The organism is Paracoccaceae bacterium (assembly GCA_012103375.1).
Taxonomy (GTDB): domain Bacteria; phylum Pseudomonadota; class Alphaproteobacteria; order Rhodobacterales; family Rhodobacteraceae; genus WLWX01.
The window spans coordinates 1,678,131-1,697,385 of record WLWX01000001.1 but is presented as its reverse complement, the minus strand read 5'-3'; the positions used below and the strand labels follow the sequence as shown (position 1 = coordinate 1,697,385).

Here is a 19,255-nt window from a genome sequence, read left to right as displayed (position 1 = left end):
CCGCACCGTCGGCACAGTCCCGGTTACTCAGCAAAAGGACGTGATCTGATGGAACCGCGCCCACGCTCATTCTACATTCTGACCGCGTTTTTCGTTCTGTTCATCCTGTTCCTTTACGGTCCGACGCTGACCATCGGCATCCTGTCGTTTCAGGGGCCGGGCGGCGGGCTGACCTTCCCGATGCGCGGCGTGTCGCTGTTCTGGTTCTATGATCTGTTCGAACAACAGGCGGTGGGGGATATCTGGGGCAGCTTCCGGCGCAGCCTGGTGCTGGGCTTCATGGTAATGGTGACCACCATCGTGGTGTCAGTCATGGGCGGGCTGGCGTTCCGCAAGAAATTCCCCGGCTCGACCATCCTGTTCTACCTGATCGTCACGGCGCTGGTGATCCCGTCGATCCTGATCTCCTTGGGCGTTGGGCTGCTGTTCAGCCAGGCGGGGATCAATGTGCATTGGGCGACGTCGGGATATGGCGCGCAGCTGACCTGGACCCTGCCTTTCGGCCTGCTGATCATGTTCGCGGTCTTCAACCGCTTCGACAAAAGCTATGAGGAAGCCGCGCGCGATCAGGGCGCAACCGCCTGGCAGACGATCCGCTATGTCGTCCTGCCGATCATCGCGCCGTCACTGATCGGCGTGGCCCTGTTCGGATTTACGCTCAGCTATGATGAATTTGCGCGCACGCTGCTGACCTCGGGCAGTCGCAATACGCTGCCGCTTGAGATCTACGGGATGACAACCAACGTGACGTCACCGATCCTCTATGCGCTTGGGACGTTGACGACTGCGTTTTCGCTGATCGTCATTGCGATATTCCTGACCGTGACGATCTGGACCACGCGGCGACGCGCACGGGCCGGGAATGATGCGGGCAAAGGCATGGTATGATCGTCCTGATCAACCCAAACTCGACCGAGTCGATGACCGCGGCCATGCTGGCCACCGCAAAAGCCGCCTGCCCGGATATATCGATCGAAGCCTGGACATCGCACGACGGCCCGCCCGCCATTCAGGGCCCCGAGGATGGGGCCGCCTGCGTTCCGCCGATGCTGAAGCTGGTGCAAAAGGCCTCGGACCTTGGGGCGCGGGCAATCATCCTTGGTTGCTTTGACGACACCGGGCTGGATGACGCGCGCGACATTGCAGCCTGCCCCGTAATCGGCATTGGACAGGCCGGTTATCATCTGGCCGCGTTGGCAGGGTCGCGGTTTTCGGTTGTCACGACGCTTGACGTTGCGACGCCAATTCTGGAAGGCAACATCAACTCCTACGGGCTTGGCGGTCATCTGGGCAAAGTCCGCGCGTCCGGCGTGCCGGTGCTTGCACTGGAAACCGACCTCGACGCCTCAGCCGACCGGGTCCTGCAAGAAATCCGACTGGCGCAGGACGAAGATGACATTCAGACCGTCGTGCTGGGCTGTGCGGGTATGTCCCATATCCCCCACCGCGCAGGCCCCGAGATCAAAGTGCGCCTTGTCGATGGCGTGAAAGCAGCCGTTCAGATCGGCGCGCTGTTATGAGCGATGAGCGCTTGTCCAAGGCCTGCGCCGTGGTTGCGGCCTACCTCGAACGCTCGATGGTGCCCGATCCGGAGGGGGCGGCGAAATACATGGCCCCTGGCGTCAGCATCACCTTCACCGGCGGGCGGCAATTCACCGCCCCGGCGCAGACCAACGGCTTCAACGCCAAGCGATACGCCTGGGTGAAGAAGCGCCCGGGGCGGATGCACGCAGCGCTGGATGCGGACAGCGGCGATATCCATGTCTACAACTCGGGCCATCTGTACGGTGCCTGGCCGGATGGCACCGAATTTGACGGCAACCGCTACATCGACACTTTCGTTATCCGCGACGGGCTGATCGTTGAAACCCAGGTCTGGAACGACAGCGCCGAATGGATACTGGACCGCGCGGGCCTGGCCGAGGCACCGTTGTGATCCCGGCCACACATGGTCGCTATGACTATGCGCCAATCACGGCGCGCCCGAAATTCGACTGGCCCAAGGGGAACGGGCTGGCCGTCTATCTTGGCGTCAATCTGGAGCATTTTTCCTTTGGTGAGGGGTTGGGCGCGGAACTCGCCCCCGGCGGGCCGCAGCCTGACGTGCTGAATTATGCCTGGCGCGACTATGGCAACCGGGTTGGCGCGTGGCGAATGCTTGACCTGCTGGACGCGCTGGACCTGCCCGCCACGGTGTTGGTGAATTCGACGATGTATGGCTACGCGCCGGAATTGCCGGCGGCGCACCGGGCGCGTGGCGACGAGGTCGCAGGCCATGGACGGACCAATTCAGAGCGCCAAAGCACGATGGACGAAGGCGACGAACGCGCCCTGATCGCTGATGCAACGGCCGCCATCAGCAGCGCCGAGGGGGCCGCACCGGCAGGCTGGCTCAGCCCCTGGATCGCGGAGTGTCACACGACCCCGGATCTGCTGGTCGAGGCTGGGTACACCTATACGCTGAACTGGTGCATGGATGATCAGCCGATCTGGATGCACACGCGCAGCGGCCCCCTGCTGGCCGTCCCCTACCCGCAGGAAGTGAACGACATTCCCGCCGTGATTGCCCGCAAGGACAGCCCGGCAGATTTCGCCGATCTGATTACGGATACCTTCGATGAGATGCTGGAACAGGCCTCGGCGCAGCCGCTGGTCATGGGCATCGCGCTGCATCCCTATATCGTCGGCCAACCCGCCCGCCTGCGCCATCTACGCCGGGCGCTGCTCCACATCACCGACCAGCGCGACGCCATCTGGCTGACCAAAGCGGGCGATATCGCCGCGCGTTTCGCCGCCCAGGTGCCGCCCCCAACCACAGAAAGGCAGGATCAATGACACGCAAACTGAACACCGCCGCTGCCCAGATGGGCCCCATCGCCAAATCAGAAACCCGCGCCGACGCGGTGAACCGATTGCTTGCAATGATGCGCGAGGCCAAGGGCCGTGGCTGTGAACTCGTGGTCTTCACCGAACTTGCCCTGACCACCTTCTTCCCGCGCTGGCTGATCGAGGATGAAGACGAACTCGACAGCTATTACGAGACAGACATGCCAAGCGCCGCCACCCAGCCGCTGTTTGATGAGGCGAAGAAACTGGGGATCGGGTTCTACCTTGGCTACGCCGAACTGACGGTCGAAAACGGGGTCAAGCGGCGCTATAACACCTCGGTGCTGGTGGATCAGCAGGCCCGGATCATCGGCAAGTACCGCAAGATCCACCTGCCGGGACACGCCGAACCGCAGCCGGGGCGCGACTTTCAGCACCTCGAAAAACGCTATTTCGAACCCGGCGATCTGGGCTTCAATGTGTGGAAGGGCTTCGGCGGCCACATGGGCATGGCGATCTGCAATGACCGCCGCTGGCCCGAGACGTACCGCGTGATGGGTCTGCAAGATGTCGAGATGGTGATGCTGGGCGGATTGTGTTGAAAAACTCCGAAATCAGAGCGTCGCGGATTTCTTGCGAAAACCTATGAAGCGAAATAGTCGGAAAGCTTTGACCACGAGACAGCGCATGGCTGCGCGTGAGCGCATGTAGGCGATTTGGGCCGACCCCCGCGCCAAAAATTTAGGATCGGGCTGCATGGAAAGAAAAATCATCGTTCAGGCCCTAAAACGGAGTTTTTCAACACAATCGGCTATAACACCCCTTTCGGCCATGTGGGCGAACAAGCGATGGACAGCCTGACCCTGTTTCATAACACCCTGTCGATGCAGGCCGGGGCCTATCAGAACGCCACCTGGGTCGTCGGCACCGCCAAATGCGGCAATGAGGAAGGCTCAAAAATGGGCGGGCAAAGCGTGATCATCGCCCCCTCGGGCGAGATTGTGGCCCAGGCCGTGACGGTCGAGGACGAGGTGATCACCGCCAGTTGCGACCTCGACATGGGGCGGCGCTATAAGGAAACCGTGTTCGATTTCGCCGCCCACCGCCGCCCGGAACACTACGGGATGATTGTCGAACGTACCGGCGCCATACCCCCCACCTGAACGGAGGACGAGATATGTCAACTCTCATCAAGGGCGGCAATATCCTGACCGCAGATCGCACCTACGACGCAGATGTGCTGATCGACGGCGGGAAAATCGCCGCAATCGGCGACGGCCTGTCAGGCGACACGGTGCTCGACGCATCCGGCTGTCACGTCATGCCCGGCGGCATCGACCCGCACACCCATCTGGAAATGCCGTTCATGTCCACCCGCACGGCAGAAACCTGGGAAAGCGGCACATTCGCCGCTGCCTCGGGCGGGACGACCATGGTGGTGGACTACGTGATCCCCGGCGAAGACGGCATCGTTGCCGCGCTGGACGAATGGGAGGAACGCGCCGCGCGCCAGGCCTCGGCCGATTACGGGTTCCACATGGCGATCACCGGCTGGTCGGAACAGATTTTCAACGACATGGCCACGGTGGTTGATCGCGGCGTCAACACCTTCAAGCACTTCATGGCCTACAAGGGCGCGCTGATGGTGAACGATGATGAGATGTTCGCCAGCTTCTCGCGCTGCGCTGCCCTCGGCGCGATCCCCTTCGTGCATGCCGAAAACGGCGATCTGGTGGCCCTGTTGCAGGAAAAACTGATGGCCGAGGGCAATACCGGCCCCGAAGCGCACGCCTATTCCCGCCCGCCGTCGGTCGAGGGCAAGGCGACGAACCGCGCCATCACCATTGCCGACAACGCGGGCGTGCCGGTCTACATCGTCCACACCAGCAGCGAGGATGCGCACGAGGCGATACGCCGCGCCCGCCAGAACGGGCAGCGCGTCTGGGGAGAGCCATTGATCCAGCATCTGCTGCTGGACGAAAGCGAATATGCTAACCCCGATTGGGACCACGCCGCCCGCCGCGTCATGTCGCCGCCGTTCCGCGACAGAAAGCATCAGGATGGCCTCTGGGCCGGGCTGGCCGCAGGCTCGTTACAGGTTGTCGCAACGGACCACTGCGCGTTCACAACGGAACAGAAACGCACCGGCTTTGGCGATTTCACCAAGATCCCGAACGGCACCGGCGGGCTGGAAGACCGGATGTCGCTGCTGTGGACCCACGGCGTTGCAACCGGGCGGCTGACCCCGCATGAGTTCGTGGCGCTGACCTCGACGAACATTGCCAAGATCCTCAACATCTTTCCGCAGAAGGGGGCTGTCCTGCCCGGCGCGGATGCGGATCTGGTTGTGTGGGATCCGAAAGCCTCCAAGACGATCAGCGCAAAGACCCAGAAATCCGCGATTGATTACAACGTCTTTGAAGGGTTCGAGGTGACGGGCATGCCCCGCTACACCCTGTCGCGCGGCGATATCCTGTGGGAGGCTGGCGCCAACAGTCAGCCGCAACCCGGACGCGGCCAGCACATCAAGCGCCCCGCCAACCCATCGACCAGCCGCGCGCTGTCCACCTGGAAAGACCTTGTCGCGCCACGCCCCGTGGCGCGCGATCCGAAACACATGCCAATCGGCGTCTGACGCCAGCTAAGGGAGACCACAATGACCAAGAAAATAATGTGTTCCATCGGAACAGACATCGATTCTGTCGCCGGCTGGATCGGGTCCTATGGCGGCGGCGACAGCCCCTCGGACATCCAGCGCGGCATCTTCGCCACCGAAGTCGGCATCCCGCGCCTGCTGAAACTGTTCAAGAAATACGACATGCCGACCAGCATTTTTATCCCCGGCCATTCGTTGGAGACCTTCCCCAAGGAAATGCAAATGATCGTGGATCACGGGCACGAGATCGGCGCGCATGGCTATTCGCATGAAAACCCCGTCGCGATGACCCCGACCCAGGAAGAAGACGTGCTGGTCAAATCCATCGAGCTGATCGACAAGCTGACCGGCAAGCCCCCGACCGGCTATGTCGCGCCCTGGTGGGAGATGTCGAATTCCACCGCCGCGTTGCTGCTGAAGCACGGGTTTTCCTATGACCACAGCCAGATGTACCGCGATCATCAACCCTATTACGCCCGCACCGGCGATGAATGGACGCTGATCGACTATACCAAGACGGCGGGCGAATGGATGAAGCCGCTGAAGCACGGGCACGAGATTGATTTGGTCGATATCTCGGCCAACTGGTATCTGGATGACCTGCCGCCGATGATGTTCATCAAGAAATCGCCCAACAGCCACGGCTTCGTCAGCCCGCGCGATGTGGAACAGCTGTGGAAGGATCAGTTCGACTGGGTCTACCGCGAAATGGATTATGCCTGCTATGCAATCACCATCCACCCGGATGTCTCGGGCCGCCCGCAGGTGCTGCTGATGCTGGAACGGCTGATCGAGTACATCAATGGCCATGAGGGGTGCGAGTGGATGACCTTCGATTCCATCGCCAATGATTTCCGCGCCCGCTTCCCCTTTGACGGTGATGCCCGGCCCGAGGTGATCTGATGTGTTCCAGTTGCGGCTTTCCGGCAGCGCCGGGCCATTGGACCGAAGCCGGGGCCGCAACGCCGCATGACCGGATGCGTGAACGATTTCGCCGGGTGCAGGTGCTTCAGAAGGTTCTGAAAGGCACCGGGGTGACGGCCCATGATGGCGGTGTTGTGCCGGGGATACAGGTGATCTCGCTCAACGGGGCGCAGACGATTGTACCTAACCTCGAAGGCTTGTGGGCCGAGGTGGAAGCCATGCGTGGCCGCCCATATGACCCGCTTGAGTGAGGGTGGCGAAAACCGCCTGCGGCTGACCATCCTTGGCGGGTTCCTCGGGTCCGGCAAGACCACCTGGCTGCGCCATCAGCTGCACAAAAACACCTATGGCCGTGTGCATGTCATCGTTAACGAGGCTGCCGAGGCCCCGGTGGACGATGCATTGCTGCGCGGCGCAGATGACATCTCGCTGCTTGCAGGGGCCTGCGTCTGCTGTGAAGGGCAGGACAACCTGCGCCGGGTTTTGCGCGGTTTATGTGATCGGCGCAGTGCCATTGCCGACCCCGCGCAACGCCTGAAAAACATCGTTCTGGAAACCAGCGGGCTGGCAGATCCGGCGGCAATTCTTGCGCTGATCCAGGGCGATCAGATCCTGATCCGCCAGATCGCTGTGGTCGAGATTGTGGTGATCGTTGATGCGTTGAACGCGCTGGAACAATTGCGCCACGAGGCGTTAAGCCGCGCGCAGATCGAAGCGGCGGACCGGCTGATCCTGACCAAGACCGACACCGCCGCGCCGGATCAACTTGGGCAACTGCGTGCAACCCTGGCCGCTTTGGCCCCCGGCGCTGCGCAATCGGCGGCCTTGTTCGGCAGCGCGGTCGACCTGCCAGCGCGAGACGCGAGCGCCGCGCCCGCAGCCCTTCCTGCCCTCGACAATCAGGGCGACACACCGATCCACGCCAGTCGGCTTGATCTTGGCGATGCGCCAGACTGGACCGCCTTCACGGTTTGGCTGTCGGCCCTGCTGCATGCCCGAGGGGACCAGATCGTGCGCGTCAAAGGCGTCGTGCGCACGCCCGCAGGCCGATTGCTGCTGCAAACCGTGCGCCACGGGGTTCAGTCGCCGGAAATCCTGCCCAAACAACCCGGAGCCGCGCGTTCCGATAATGAGATCGCCGTGATCGGGCGCGGGTTTACACAAGACCAGCTTGTCACCTCACTGGCACGATTTTCGCCCTGAGGGTCCGATAAGAATCAAACAAGATAAGCACCAGACAATCCGCTTCGCCGTGCTCAATCCGGCCTATAGTTTCGAGAACCGCTTTTCCTGCCGGGCGGTCATGCGGACGGACATGCGATAGCCGTCTTCGCCGGCCTGCTCATCCTCGACCACGCCCTGTTCGTGCAGCCAGGCGCGGCGGCGTCTCTTCGCCGACGCCCAGCCCGTCCATGATCGTGGCCACGTCGCTGGCCTGTTCGCCACTCTGGGGGTGGGCGATGTCGCGGACGTGCAGGATCAGATCGGCGTCCAGAACCTCTTCCAAAGTCGCGCGAAACGCGGCGACCAACTCGGTCGGCAGATCCGAGATGAAGCCGACTGTGTCCGACAGGATCACCTCGGCCCCGTTTGGCAGCTCGATCGAACGCATGGTCGGGTCGAGCGTTGCAAACAGCATGTCCTTGGCGAAGACCTTCGCGCCTGTCAGCCGGTTGAACAGTGTCGATTTCCCGGCATTGGTATAGCCGACCAGCGCCACCACCGGAAACGGCACCTTGGCGCGGGCATCGCGGTGCAACGTGCGGGTTTTCACCACTTTGGCCAGTTGGCGACGCAGGCGGGTCAGCTGCGTATCAATGGCGCGGCGGTCCGATTCAATCTGTGTCTCGCCCGGTCCGCCGACGAAGCCCAGGCCACCGCGCTGGCGTTCCAGGTGCGTCCAGGCCCGCACCAGCCGGGTGCGCTGATAGGACAGAGCCGCCATTTCGACCTGCAACACGCCTTCGCGGGTCCGCGCGCGGTCGCTGAAAATTTCCAGGATCAGCCCGGTGCGATCCAGCAGTTTGACCTTCCAGTCACGTTCCAGATTGCGTTGCTGAACCGGCGTAACCGGGCCGTCGATCAGGACCAGGTCCACCTCAGACGCCTCGAACATCGCGCCAAGCTCGGCCAGTTTGCCGGTGCCGAACAGGCTGCTTGGGCGTGCCTCGCGCAGGCGCACGACCTGTTCGCCGACGACCTCAATCTCGGGCAGGGCATTGGCCAGGGCCACGCCTTCGGCCAGCGCCGCGTCCGGATCCCGGCCACCAGCGCCCTGAATTTCGGGGTGGATTACAAACGCACGGGTCGCGCCCAAGGCTTACTCTTCACCGTCATAAAGGCTGATCGGTTGCGACGGCATGATGGTCGAAATCGCGTGTTTGTACACAAGCTGTGATTGACCGTCGCGCCGCAGAAGGACGCAGAAGTTGTCAAACCAGGTGATGACACCCTGTAATTTGACCCCGTTGATCAGGAAGATTGTCACCGGAACTTTGGTCTTGCGGACGTGGTTCAGAAACGCGTCCTGCAAGTTCTGTTTGTTCTCAGCCATTGTATTCAGGCCCTTTTTTTCTTTTTGCCGTCCCTGTTGGGCCGGATTTTATCCAACCATATGCGCGACTATGGGACGCGCCGGGCGCGGTGACCAGCAGAAAAGTTGCCAAAATCCAGATACGTGGCCTAGCTGCGCCAGTAGTCCGGGTTCAAAAGCGCGATCAGCGCCAGCGTTTCCAGCCGCCCAAGGATCATCGCCGCGCTCAGGATCGCCTTGGCCCAGGGCGACAGCAGCGCATAGCTGATTGGCGCTTCGGTGGCGATATTGGCCAGTGGGCCGGTGGTGGACAGGCTGGCGATGGTCAGCACCAGCGCGGGTTCGAACTCCAGCCCGCTCAGCGACAGGGCCAGCATCACCACGGCGATGGACATGGCGAACAGCATGAAGAATATCCAAGCGTAATAGGCCCCGTTGCGGCGCATGCGCCGGGCAATCTGACCATCGCCGCCGACCGAGGCCGGAATGGCGAGGCGCTCCATCTCGCGTACACCGTGTTTGTACAGCGCATAGACCCGCAGCAGTTTGACCCCGCCCGCCGTGGTCGCAACGCCGCCGCCGACAAGCGCCAGCCCCATCAGGATCAGCCCCGGCGTTGCAAGGCCCGACCAGTTGCGCGCAGCACCCCAGCTGGCGCTTTCGAAGCCGGTGGTTGTCAGAAACGACATCACCGTGAACACGCCGCCCCACAATGCCGCGCTTGCTGTTTGCAGATCGCCTGCGGCGTCCACCTCTAGCGCGCCGACCCAGTGGCGCAGGAACAGACCGACGGGCACCAAAGCGACCACGGCCAGCCCCATGCGCAGCTCGGGGTCGCGTATCAATTGCGCCGCGTCGCCACCCAGAACGTCCCGGCTGAACGTCAGGCGTGTGATGGCAAAGAACAGGAAAGCGAAAATCGCCAGCTCTCCGATGCCGCCAGAACCCGCCTCGGATGGCCCGCTGATGGCCGAGATGCCGCTGGTCGCCAGCGTCGACATGGCATGGGTGACCGCAACCAGCGGCCTGTCACCGGCAACCATTAGGATGATCCACAACACCAGCGTCAGCGCGCCATAAACCGGCGCAAGCCGCAAGGCATAGCGGCGCATGCGGTGCGAGGTTTCGGCCCCCTCGATATTCTGCAGCGCGGACTGCCACTTGTTGTGATCATCACTCTGACCCGCCGCGCGGACTTCGAATCCGCCCAGTTTCAGCGGCGCCAGGATCGCCGCCGCCGTCACCCAGATCAGTAACCCGCCCAACCAGCCGACCAGCGCGCGCCACAGGTGCACGGTATCGGGCAGGCGTTCGGGCTGATCAAACAGGGTCGCGCCGGTTGTGGTCAGCGCCGACACCATTTCAACATAAGCATTCAGATAGCGGGTATCGGGCACAGCCTCGGCAAAAGGGACCGCCAGCACCAGCGGCAACAAAACATAGGCCAGCACCAGCGATGCAAGATGCCCGACCGAGCGGCGCCTGGGCGAATAGCTGGCCGTGGCAAACCCCATCAGGATGAACACAACCGCGAAAATCGCCGCACCGAACAGGAAATCGCGGGCCGGGCCGAGGTCCCCCACCGACCAGCCGAACAGCGCCGGTATCAGCATCGCAACAGCCGCGATCCCGATCAGCAACACCAACAGCGGCAGATCACCAATGCGGCGCCACATCTTAGAAGAAGTCGATCGAGACTTGCAGCAAACGCTCGACCTCGGGGACATCGGCGGTCAGGGCAAAGATCACGATGACATCGCCCTCTTCGATCCTTGTGCTACCGGCCGGGCGCACCACCTTTTCGCCCTTCTGCAAGGCACCGACAATCACGCCTTCAGGGAAGCCCACGTCGCCCAACAACTGCCCCGCAATGGGCGAGGTTGACAGGACCTGCGCCTCAATCAACTCACCCTCGGCGTCACCGATCGAGTAAACGCCGCGCACCCGCCCGTGGCGGATGTGGCGCAGGATGCTGCTGACCGTGGTGGCGCGCGGGCTGATATAGGCATCTACGTCCAGCGGATCGAGCAGCGGCACCAGCGTCGGGTCATTGACCAGACAGATGGCCATTTTGGTGCCAGCAGATTTCGCCCGCACCGCGGTCAGCAGATTGGTCTTGTCATCATCCGTCACCGCCAGGATCGCGTCCGCCTTGGCGACATTCGCCTCGGTCAGCAGGTCCATGTTCATGCCGTCGCCGTTCAGCACGATGGTGCGTTCCAGCGCGTCGGCGGCCAGTTCCGCGCAGGTGCGGTTCTTTTCGATCACCTTGGCGCGAATGCGTTCGGGGCGCGCCTCCAGCGCTTTGGCCACCGCCAGACCGACATTGCCGCCGCCAACGATGATCACCCGATCTTGCCGGGTCTGGGATTTGCCAAAAATCTCAAGCGTCCGGTTCACGTCATCGGTATGGGCGCAGACGTAGATCTGATCGCGCGCATAAAGCTGGTCACCGGGGCTTGGCACGAACAAACGCCCTTCGCGCCGGACCCCGACGACAATGGTACGCAGGGTGGAAAACAGATCCGTCAACTGGCGCAGCGGCGTGTCGAGCACCGGGCAATCGTCGTCCAGCGCGATGCCCAGCAGCTGCGCGCGCCCTTCCAGAAAGCTTTCCGTATCAAACGCGTTTGGCGCGGCAAGTCGCCGCAAAGCCGCTTCGGCAACCTCGCGTTCGGGGCTGATCACCACGTCGATGGGCAGGTGGTCGCGCCGGTAAAGATCGGAATAGATCGCGGTAAGGTAGCTTTGCGCGCGCAGCCGGGCAATCTTGCGCGGGATCGAAAACACCGAGTGTGCGACCTGACAGGTGACCATGTTCACCTCGTCACTGTGGGTGGCGGCGATGATCATATCGGCGTCCTGCGCCCCTGCCCGCTCGAGCACGTCCGGATAGCTGGCAAAGCCGGCCACACCTTGCACGTCCAGCGTGTCGGTGGCACGACGCACCAGTTCGGCGTTGTTGTCCACCACGGTCACGTCGTTCTTCTCACCCGACAGGTGACGCGCGATTTGCCAGCCGACCTGGCCTGCACCGCAGATGATGACCTTCATACTGGCTTCCCTTGCCGGTCAGTGGCTCTGCTTGGCATGGGCAGACGCGCGGTTCAACAGCCTGTTCAGCTATCTGCGCCCTCGGGCTCATCCTCAAGCCGCGCCACACGCGCCCCGCCCTTGGCCGTTGTGACCACGCCCAGGCTTTTGAGTTTTCGGTGCAGGGCCGAGCGTTCCATGCCCACAAACGTCGCTGTGCGGCTGATGTTTCCGCCAAATCGGTTAATCTGGGTCAGCAGGTATTCGCGTTCGAACAATTCGCGCGCCTCACGCAGGGGCAGTGTCGCCAGACTGCCCGACAAGACGATCCGTTCGTCGCCGTCACCGGGCTGATCGTTTTGTGGCAACTCGCTTGCCAGAATCTCACCCTTGTCGGGACCAAGGATCAGCACCCGTTCGATCACGTTCTTCAACTGGCGCACATTGCCCGGCCAGATCATCGTTTGCAGCAGCGCCTGCGCATCGGCGGCGACCCCGCGCAGCGGCAGGCCCTGATCGCGGTTGAACCCTTCGATGAAATGGCTGGCGAGTTCGGGGATATCCTCTCGACGATCCTCAAGCGAGGGGACGTCAACCGGCACCACGTTCAGGCGGTGGAACAGTTCTTCGCGGAAGCGCCCGGCCTCAATCTCGTCGCTCAGGTTCTTGTTTGTGCTGGAAATAACCCGGATATCCACCTTGATGTTGTCGCTGCCGCCAACGCGCGCAAACTGCTGATCGACCAGCACCCGCAGGATTTTCGACTGGGTCCCGGCAGGCATATCGGCAACCTCGTCAAAGTAGAGGATACCGCCATGGGCCTGTTCCAGCAGCCCCTGTTCAATGCCTTTGTCACCTTCGCGGCCAAACAGAACCTCTTCCATCCGATCCGATTCGATCGACGCGGAATTGACCGACACAAACGGCCCGTTGGCGCGGTTGGAATTGGCGTGGATAAAGCGGGCGGCAACTTCTTTCCCGACACCGGCCGGACCGCTCAGCATTACGCGACCGTTGGATTTTGTGACCTTGTCCAGCTGCGATTTCAATGCCTTGAACGGAGAGCTTGATCCGATCATTTCAGTTTGGACGACATCCTTGCGCTTCAGAGCAACATTTTCGTGACGCAACCGGCTGGTTTCCATCGCGCGCCCGATGACCACCATCAGCTGGTCGATGTTGAACGGCTTTTCGATGAAGTCATAGGCACCCTGTTTGATCGCGGCGACGGCAATTTCGATATTGCCGTGGCCCGAAATGATGACGATGGGAATTTCCGGGTGGTCGCGTTTGACCGCCTTCAGAATGTCGATCCCATCCATCCGGCTGTCCTTCAACCAAATATCCAGAATCATCAGCGCCGGGGTTTCCTTGGCGATCTGCGCCATACATTCATCGGCGTTCGAGCCCAGCCGCGTCGAATACCCGTCGTCACCCAGAATGTCCGAGATCAGCTCTCGGATGTCGCGTTCATCATCAACGATCAGAATGTCAGCCATCGTTACTTATCCTTCTTTTCCGGTCGCAAGCGGCAACCGCACCTCGGCGCGCGCCCCGATCTGACCGGATTGATCCAAGGGATCAGCGTCGGTCAGGATCAGGCTGCCGCCATGCTCCTCGATAATTTTCTTGACGATCGACAGGCCCAGCCCGGTGCCCTTTTCGCGCGTCGTGACATAGGGTTCGAACAGTCGCGCGCGGTCTTCGGGAAGACCGATTCCATTGTCCGAGATCGTGATCAGCAGCTGCTTGTCCGCCGCATGCAAGGCCACATGAACCGAGGGTTCGTGCCCATCTGGCGCCCCCTTTTCGTTCAGGCTTTCAATGGCTTCCCCGGCGTTCTTGATCAGATTGGTAAGCGCCTGCGAGATCATGGTCGCATCCACGTCAACCCACACCGGCCCACCACCAATGTCCGAGGTCAGCGGCACGCCAAGCGCCTCTTCCTGCAAGGTTACGGCATCGCGCAGGATCACCACCATATCCTGTTCGGCGATCACAGGTTCGGGCATGCGGGCGAACTTGGAAAACTCATCAACTATGCGCCGCAAGTCCCCGGTTTGCCTGACTATTACGTCCGTCAGCTGTTCCAGCGTATCGGATTCTTCGCCCACCAGAGGCGCGTATTTGCGCCGGATGCGTTCGGCACTCAGCTGGATCGGGGTCAGCGGGTTCTTGATCTCATGCGCGATGCGGCGCGCCACGTCGCCCCAGGCGGCCATCCGCTGCGCGCTGACCAGATCGGTGACATCGTCAAAGGCCACAACAAAGCCTTCACGCTTGCCATCTGCCCCCTTTCGGGTCGCCATGCGGACCAGCAGGTTTTCCTGCGTTCCGCCGCGGGTGACCTTGATTTCCTCTTGAGCGACCTGTGACCGGCTGCGGCGTACCTTGTTGAAAAGGTCACCGAATTCGGGCACCAGGACTGACAGGCTGACCGCCTGGTCTTTGCCTTCGTCTACCTGCAACAGACGCTCGGCCGAGGTATTCACGAACATCACCCGCCCTTCGGCGTCCAGCCCGACGACCCCGGCTGTGACCGAGGACAGCACCGAATCAAACAGCCGCCGGCGCCGTTCGACTTGCTGAGTATTCTCGACCAGGGCCTCTCGCTGGCCTTTCAGCTGATGTGTCATCTGGTTGAAAACGCGGCCAAGCATTGCAATCTCATCGTCGCCGGGTTCGGCGGGAACCTGCACGTCCAGATCACCCGATCCGACCCGCTGCGCCGCCGCCGCCAGCCGCCCGACTGGGCGCGACAAACGCTCGGCAAACCACAGCCCCAGCCAGACAGCTGCTAGGATCAGGATGAAGGCGAAGGCCAGATAAAGCAGACCGAATTCAAGCACCAGCCGCCCACGTTCACTTTCCAATTGATTATAAAGATCAACGGTTTCGCGGGTATCGTCCAGCAGCGACAGGATTTGGCCGTCAACATCACGCGACACATAGAGAAACGTATTCGGCAGCGTTCGCAAAGGCACCAAAGCGCGAAATTCGTTCTGATCCCAATCCTTGATGATCTGGGTTTCGCCACTGCGCGCCGCGTCAATCACCTCGGCCGCGGGACGTTCGAAATCGAACAGATAGCTGCGTTCCCCGCGCGATATGATCTCGCCCGTTCCATCAATCACATAGGCTTCGCGCAGCCCCCGCTGGATCAGGCTTTGCCCTTCGCCCAGCACCTGACGCAGATCGCCGATAGTGGACCGGGCCTGATCACGGCGGCTGTTGTCGATGAACCCGGCCAACGCGACGGCGTCAGTGCGCAGGCCCTTACGCTCATTCTCCTCATAGGCTTCGGCAGCCACGCGAGAGGCCGAGACGACTTCGCGCACCCGGTCCGAAAACCAGCCCTCCAACCCGATATTCACGGTCAGTCCGGCGAATATGGCGACGGTAACGGTGGGGATCAGCGCGACCAGACCGAAGACGCCGGTCAGGCGCAGGTGCAGGCGGGAACCTGCCGATTGCGCGCGCCGGGCGGCGATCATCCGGGCGATGGTGGCGATAATCAGGGCGGCCAGAACCAGCACATAGACCAGATCGGCCAGAATCACGGCCCGCAATGTCGTGCTGTCGGCACCTTTGTTCAGCGGACCCAGAACCAGCAGTGTCAGCAGGCCCAAAACCGGGCCCAGCACGACCATCGCCAGCCGCCCAAACAGCATCAAACGCCGCCGGGACGGCCATTTTGCGAATGCGAACGCCGGTGTTGCCTGTGTTCCGTCGGCCACGCCCAAGGCCCCTACTTCCTGTGCCGCCCATCGGGCCGCACGCCGCCATTTCCCGGTCGCCGTTTCATTTCGGCCACTCTCTGTTGCCGTTTTACATCAATTTGCGACGGCGTGTCACGCGGATATCCAACTCGGTCAGCTTCTTCCTTAGGGTATTGCGGTTGATACCCAGAAGGTCGGCGCATTTGGCCTGATTGCCGCCTGTCGCATCCAACGCGATTTCCAACAGCGGCACTTCGACTTCGCGCAGGATCCGCTGGTAAACGCCGGGCGGCGGCAGCACCCCGCCGTGCATATCGAAATAGCGTTGCAGGTGGCGGGCAACAGACGCGCCCAGGCGATCCCCGTCCGGCGAAGATTGCAGTGGATCGGCGGCGGGCTGACCGGCCAGGGCGCCCTCAACCTCGGTCTGGGAAATCTCGGGCTCGGTTCCGGTGACCGACAGCTGGCGCATCGTGTGTTCCAGCTGCCGCACATTTCCCGGCCAGCTGTAGGTCCGAAGCAGTTTCAGCGCCTGCGCCGACAAGGCACGCGCCGCGCCGCCGTCGCGGTCTGCGCGGGCCAGGAAGTGCTCGGCCAGAAGCGGCACGTCGTCGATCCGGTCGCGCAGGCTGGGCGTCAAAAGCGTTGCCCCGGCAAGGCGATAGAACAGGTCTTCACGAAACGCCCCAACCTCGATCTTCGGGGCCAGATCGACGCGGCTGGTTGCCATGATCCGGGGCGCGTTGTCGCCCAGATCGTCCAGCAACCGCACCACACGGGCCTGCGCATCCGCGTCCAGATCGCCAACCTCGTCCAGAAGCAGCGTTCCGGCGCGCGCGCGCGACAGCAGGCTGGCCCCCGAATCGACATCTTGCAGATCACTGGCCGAGGCTGTGATGAACGGCAAGTTTCGGCGATCCGACAGATCGTGAATAATTCGGGATATCAGCGATTTACCCACACCACTTTCACCCATCACCATAACAGGAATATCGGTGTTCATCACTCGCGCGATCAACCGGTAAAGCGCCTGCATTGCCGGCGTCCGACCGACCAGCGGCAGATCATTGACCGCGGCAACGGGGCCCGGCGGTGTGGTCACCTTTTGGCGGCGCGCCAGGGCGCGGCCGGTGCGCTTCATCAGATCCGGCAGGTCAAACGGCTTGGGAAGATAGTCATAGGCGTCCGCCTCGGCCGCCTGAATCGCCGTCATGATCGTGTTCTGGGCCGAGATCACGATCACCGGCAGGCCGGGCCGCAACTCTGCAATTTTCGGCAATGTTTCCAGACCATTACCATCCGGCATGACGACGTCCGAGATCACCAGATCGCCGCGCCCCTCGGCGACCCAGCGCATCAGTGTCACCAACGAGGATGTGGCGTGCACCCGACATCCCGCGCGGGTCAGCGCCTGGGTCAGGACGGTGCGAATTGTGCGGTCGTCGTCTGCGACCAGAATGGTTCCGTCCATGGGGTTACTCCTTACTGGCGACGGGCAGCGACAGGCGGAAAACGGTCCGCCCCGGGGTCGAGGTGACGCTGATCCAGCCATCGTGATCGGCGACGATCTTGCTCACCAGAGCCAGCCCTAGACCGGTGCCGTTTTCGCGCCCTGATACGAAGGGATCAAAGGCGTTGGTGGCAATCTCGGGCGGCAGGCCGGGACCGTCGTCTTCGATTTCCACCTGAAGCGGTAAGGCGGCACCGGTTCCGTCTGTGCGGCGCAGGCGCAGGGTCATGTCGTAGAACGTTCTTATCTTGATAACTCCGTCTTCGTTATCAGCAGCTTGGGCGGCGTTCTTCAACAGATTTAGTAACACTTGCAGCACCTGATCCCCATCGACCCAGGTTGCAGGCAGTGAGGGATCATAGAGTTTTTCGATCCGCATATGCGCCGCGAAACCGACGGAAGCGGAGGCGCAGGCGCGGTCCAGCAGGTCGTGGATATTGGTTGCGGCGCGCTGCGGCGGGCGCTGGTTGCCGAAGTGTTCGACCTGATCCAGCATGGCAACGATGCGGCGGCTTTCCGCGACGATCAGGTCGGTCAGTTCGGCGTCTTCCCCGCTGAGCCCCATTGACAGAAGCTGCGCCGCCCCGGTGATCCCGGCCAGCGGGTTCTTGATCTCATGCGCCAGCATCTCGGCCATGCCGATCGCCGATCGCGCCGCCGTTTTCACGGAATGTGCGCGGCCCAGCTGATCGGCGATCTGGCGCGGCGTCAGCAGCATCAGCAATTGCCCGGCGCCGGTCGGCATCGGGGCAATCTGGATGTTACAGGCGACCGGGGCACCATTGCCGCCACTGACGTCTACGGTATTGATAAACAACGGGGATTGATCCGCGCGAACACGGGCCAGCGCACCGCCCAGCGGGGCATCTATGGCAAAACGATCCAGCACTGGCGCGCCAGAAACCGATCTGGCTGAGGCATTTAAAAACCCCTCGGCCGCGGGGTTGATATCGGCAATCGCTTCATCCGCACCGATCAGAACCGCAGGGATCGGCAGCGCCGCCCAAAGAATCGCATCGCCGGTCATGCGGCGTCACGGTGGTTTGTCAGCGCGTCACTCAGCAGCGCGTTCATGAGGCGCGGGTTCGTTTCCGTCAAAACCTCGCGCCGCAAATCCGGGGGGGTCCGGGCGCGGTCCATGTACCAGCCCAGATGTTTGCGAATGACCCTTCCGCCAAGGGGTTGGCCATAGAATTTAAGCGTATCTTCATAATGTTGCATGGCTATGTCAAAGTATTGCATCGGGTTTGGAATCGCGCTCACCGGGTCACCTGCCAGTTGCGATGCAACCTCCGCCAGCCTCCAGGGGGCGCCTTGTGATCCTCGCCCGATCATCACGCCCGCCGCCCCGGACAGGCGCAGCGCATTCGCCGCATCTTGCGGTGTCACGATATCCCCGTTGGCGATCACCGGGGTTGACACCGCCTGCACCACCGCGCGGATCGCTGCCCAATCGGCGCGGCCTTTGTAGAACTGGCACCGGGTGCGCCCGTGAATGGTGATCATCGCGATGCCAGCCGCCTCGGCCCGGCGGGCCAGTTCCGGCGCGTTCAGCAGGTCGTTGTCCCAGCCCAGGCGGGTTTTCAGGGTCACCGGCACCTTCACCGCCGCGACGACAGCTTCGATCAAGTGCAGGGCATGATCCAGATCGCGCAACAGGGCCGAGCCTGACCAGCCGTTGACGATCTTCTTGGCCGGGCAGCCCATGTTGATGTCGATGATCCGCGCGCCGCTGGCTTCGACCATCCGCGCCGCCTCGGCCATCCAATGCGCCTCACGCCCAGCGATCTGGACGGCGGTGTTTTCAACGCCAAAGCCCAGCTCGGCACGTTCGCGCACACCCGGTTTGGCCTGCACCATTTCCTGGCTGGCGACCATTTCGCTGACCACCAGCCCCGCCCCGAAGGACGAGACCAGGCGACGGAACGGCAGGTCGGTGATCCCGGCCATCGGGGCCAGGAAGACGGGCGCGTTCAACTTCACATTTGCCACTTGAACGGTCATTTGCCTAATCCTTGGGCATTCGGGCGCTGGTTAGCGGTTCGCAGCGACCC

General features: G+C 62.2%; 18 protein-coding genes and 1 pseudogene. 10 read left to right on the top strand and 9 right to left on the bottom strand.

Going from position 1 to position 19,255, the window contains the following annotated elements; genetic code table 11:
- Nucleotides 1–48: 48 nt before the first annotated feature.
- The 10 genes from GKR99_08665 (at nucleotide 49) to GKR99_08620 (ending at nucleotide 7,609) form a co-directional block, all read left to right on the top strand.
- Nucleotides 49–888, top strand: coding sequence for an ABC transporter permease subunit (locus GKR99_08665; GenBank protein ID NKB27608.1), 840 nt, complete (start codon nucleotides 49–51; stop codon nucleotides 886–888).
- Entirely contained in the window at nucleotides 885–1,520 is a 636-nt protein-coding gene (locus GKR99_08660; protein ID NKB27607.1) for a HyuE hydantoin racemase, read from the top strand. The genes GKR99_08665 and GKR99_08660 overlap by 4 nt, the downstream gene beginning before the upstream one ends.
- Nucleotides 1,517–1,936 (top strand): nuclear transport factor 2 family protein, encoded by a 420-nt coding sequence (locus GKR99_08655; protein NKB27606.1) that lies wholly within the window; start codon nucleotides 1,517–1,519, stop codon nucleotides 1,934–1,936. Before GKR99_08660 ends, GKR99_08655 begins: the two co-directional genes overlap by 4 nt.
- Complete coding sequence (locus GKR99_08650; GenBank protein ID NKB27605.1) at nucleotides 1,894–2,835, top strand: polysaccharide deacetylase family protein; 942 nt, start codon at nucleotides 1,894–1,896, stop codon at nucleotides 2,833–2,835. Before GKR99_08655 ends, GKR99_08650 begins: the two co-directional genes overlap by 43 nt.
- The gene (locus GKR99_08645) at nucleotides 2,832–3,428 is read left to right on the top strand and encodes a hypothetical protein (GenBank protein ID NKB27604.1); all 597 of its coding nucleotides are present in this window, start codon (nucleotides 2,832–2,834) and stop codon (nucleotides 3,426–3,428) included. Before GKR99_08650 ends, GKR99_08645 begins: the two co-directional genes overlap by 4 nt.
- 246 nt (nucleotides 3,429–3,674) lie before the next feature.
- The gene (locus tag GKR99_08640; protein NKB27603.1) at nucleotides 3,675–3,989 is read left to right on the top strand and encodes a hypothetical protein; all 315 of its coding nucleotides are present in this window, start codon (nucleotides 3,675–3,677) and stop codon (nucleotides 3,987–3,989) included.
- A gap of 14 nt (nucleotides 3,990–4,003) precedes the next feature.
- Nucleotides 4,004–5,461, top strand: a complete 1,458-nt coding sequence (gene hydA, locus GKR99_08635; protein NKB27602.1) for a dihydropyrimidinase — start codon at nucleotides 4,004–4,006, stop codon at nucleotides 5,459–5,461.
- Nucleotides 5,462–5,482: 21 nt separating this feature from the next.
- On the top strand, nucleotides 5,483–6,385 hold the full coding sequence (locus GKR99_08630; protein NKB27601.1) for a polysaccharide deacetylase family protein: 903 nt from the start codon (nucleotides 5,483–5,485) through the stop codon (nucleotides 6,383–6,385).
- A complete protein-coding gene (locus GKR99_08625; GenBank protein NKB27600.1) occupies nucleotides 6,385–6,657 on the top strand; it encodes a hypothetical protein in 273 nt (90 codons plus the stop codon). The genes GKR99_08630 and GKR99_08625 overlap by 1 nt, the downstream gene beginning before the upstream one ends.
- A complete protein-coding gene (locus GKR99_08620; protein NKB27599.1) occupies nucleotides 6,650–7,609 on the top strand; it encodes a GTP-binding protein in 960 nt (319 codons plus the stop codon). Before GKR99_08625 ends, GKR99_08620 begins: the two co-directional genes overlap by 8 nt.
- A gap of 63 nt (nucleotides 7,610–7,672) precedes the next feature.
- Here the strand turns inward: GKR99_08620 and hflX are convergent.
- The 9 genes and pseudogenes from hflX to dusB form a co-directional block, all read right to left on the bottom strand.
- Nucleotides 7,673–8,723: pseudogene (hflX, locus tag GKR99_08615) on the bottom strand (GTPase HflX).
- A 3-nt stretch (nucleotides 8,724–8,726) separates the two neighbouring features.
- The gene (hfq, locus tag GKR99_08610) at nucleotides 8,727–8,960 is read right to left on the bottom strand and encodes an RNA chaperone Hfq (protein ID NKB27598.1); all 234 of its coding nucleotides are present in this window, start codon (nucleotides 8,958–8,960) and stop codon (nucleotides 8,727–8,729) included.
- A 128-nt stretch (nucleotides 8,961–9,088) separates the two neighbouring features.
- Entirely contained in the window at nucleotides 9,089–10,615 is a 1,527-nt protein-coding gene (locus GKR99_08605; protein ID NKB27597.1) for a TrkH family potassium uptake protein, read from the bottom strand.
- Nucleotide 10,616: 1 nt separating this feature from the next.
- Nucleotides 10,617–11,993 (bottom strand): Trk system potassium transporter TrkA, encoded by a 1,377-nt coding sequence (gene trkA / locus GKR99_08600; GenBank protein ID NKB27596.1) that lies wholly within the window; start codon nucleotides 11,991–11,993, stop codon nucleotides 10,617–10,619.
- 65 nt (nucleotides 11,994–12,058) lie between these two features.
- Complete coding sequence (locus tag GKR99_08595) at nucleotides 12,059–13,471, bottom strand: response regulator (protein NKB27595.1); 1,413 nt, start codon at nucleotides 13,469–13,471, stop codon at nucleotides 12,059–12,061.
- Between the two features lie 6 nt (nucleotides 13,472–13,477).
- A complete protein-coding gene (locus tag GKR99_08590) occupies nucleotides 13,478–15,643 on the bottom strand; it encodes a HAMP domain-containing protein (GenBank protein ID NKB27594.1) in 2,166 nt (721 codons plus the stop codon).
- Between the two features lie 157 nt (nucleotides 15,644–15,800).
- Complete coding sequence (locus tag GKR99_08585; GenBank protein ID NKB27593.1) at nucleotides 15,801–17,162, bottom strand: response regulator; 1,362 nt, start codon at nucleotides 17,160–17,162, stop codon at nucleotides 15,801–15,803.
- Nucleotides 17,163–17,166: 4 nt separating this feature from the next.
- Nucleotides 17,167–18,228 carry a PAS domain-containing sensor histidine kinase gene (locus GKR99_08580; protein NKB27592.1) on the bottom strand — a complete coding sequence of 354 codons (1,062 nt, stop codon included), beginning with the start codon at nucleotides 18,226–18,228 and terminating at the stop codon, nucleotides 17,167–17,169.
- Complete coding sequence (gene dusB / locus GKR99_08575) at nucleotides 18,225–19,205, bottom strand: tRNA dihydrouridine synthase DusB (GenBank protein ID NKB27591.1); 981 nt, start codon at nucleotides 19,203–19,205, stop codon at nucleotides 18,225–18,227. The genes GKR99_08580 and dusB overlap by 4 nt, the downstream gene beginning before the upstream one ends.
- Nucleotides 19,206–19,255 lie beyond the last annotated feature (50 nt).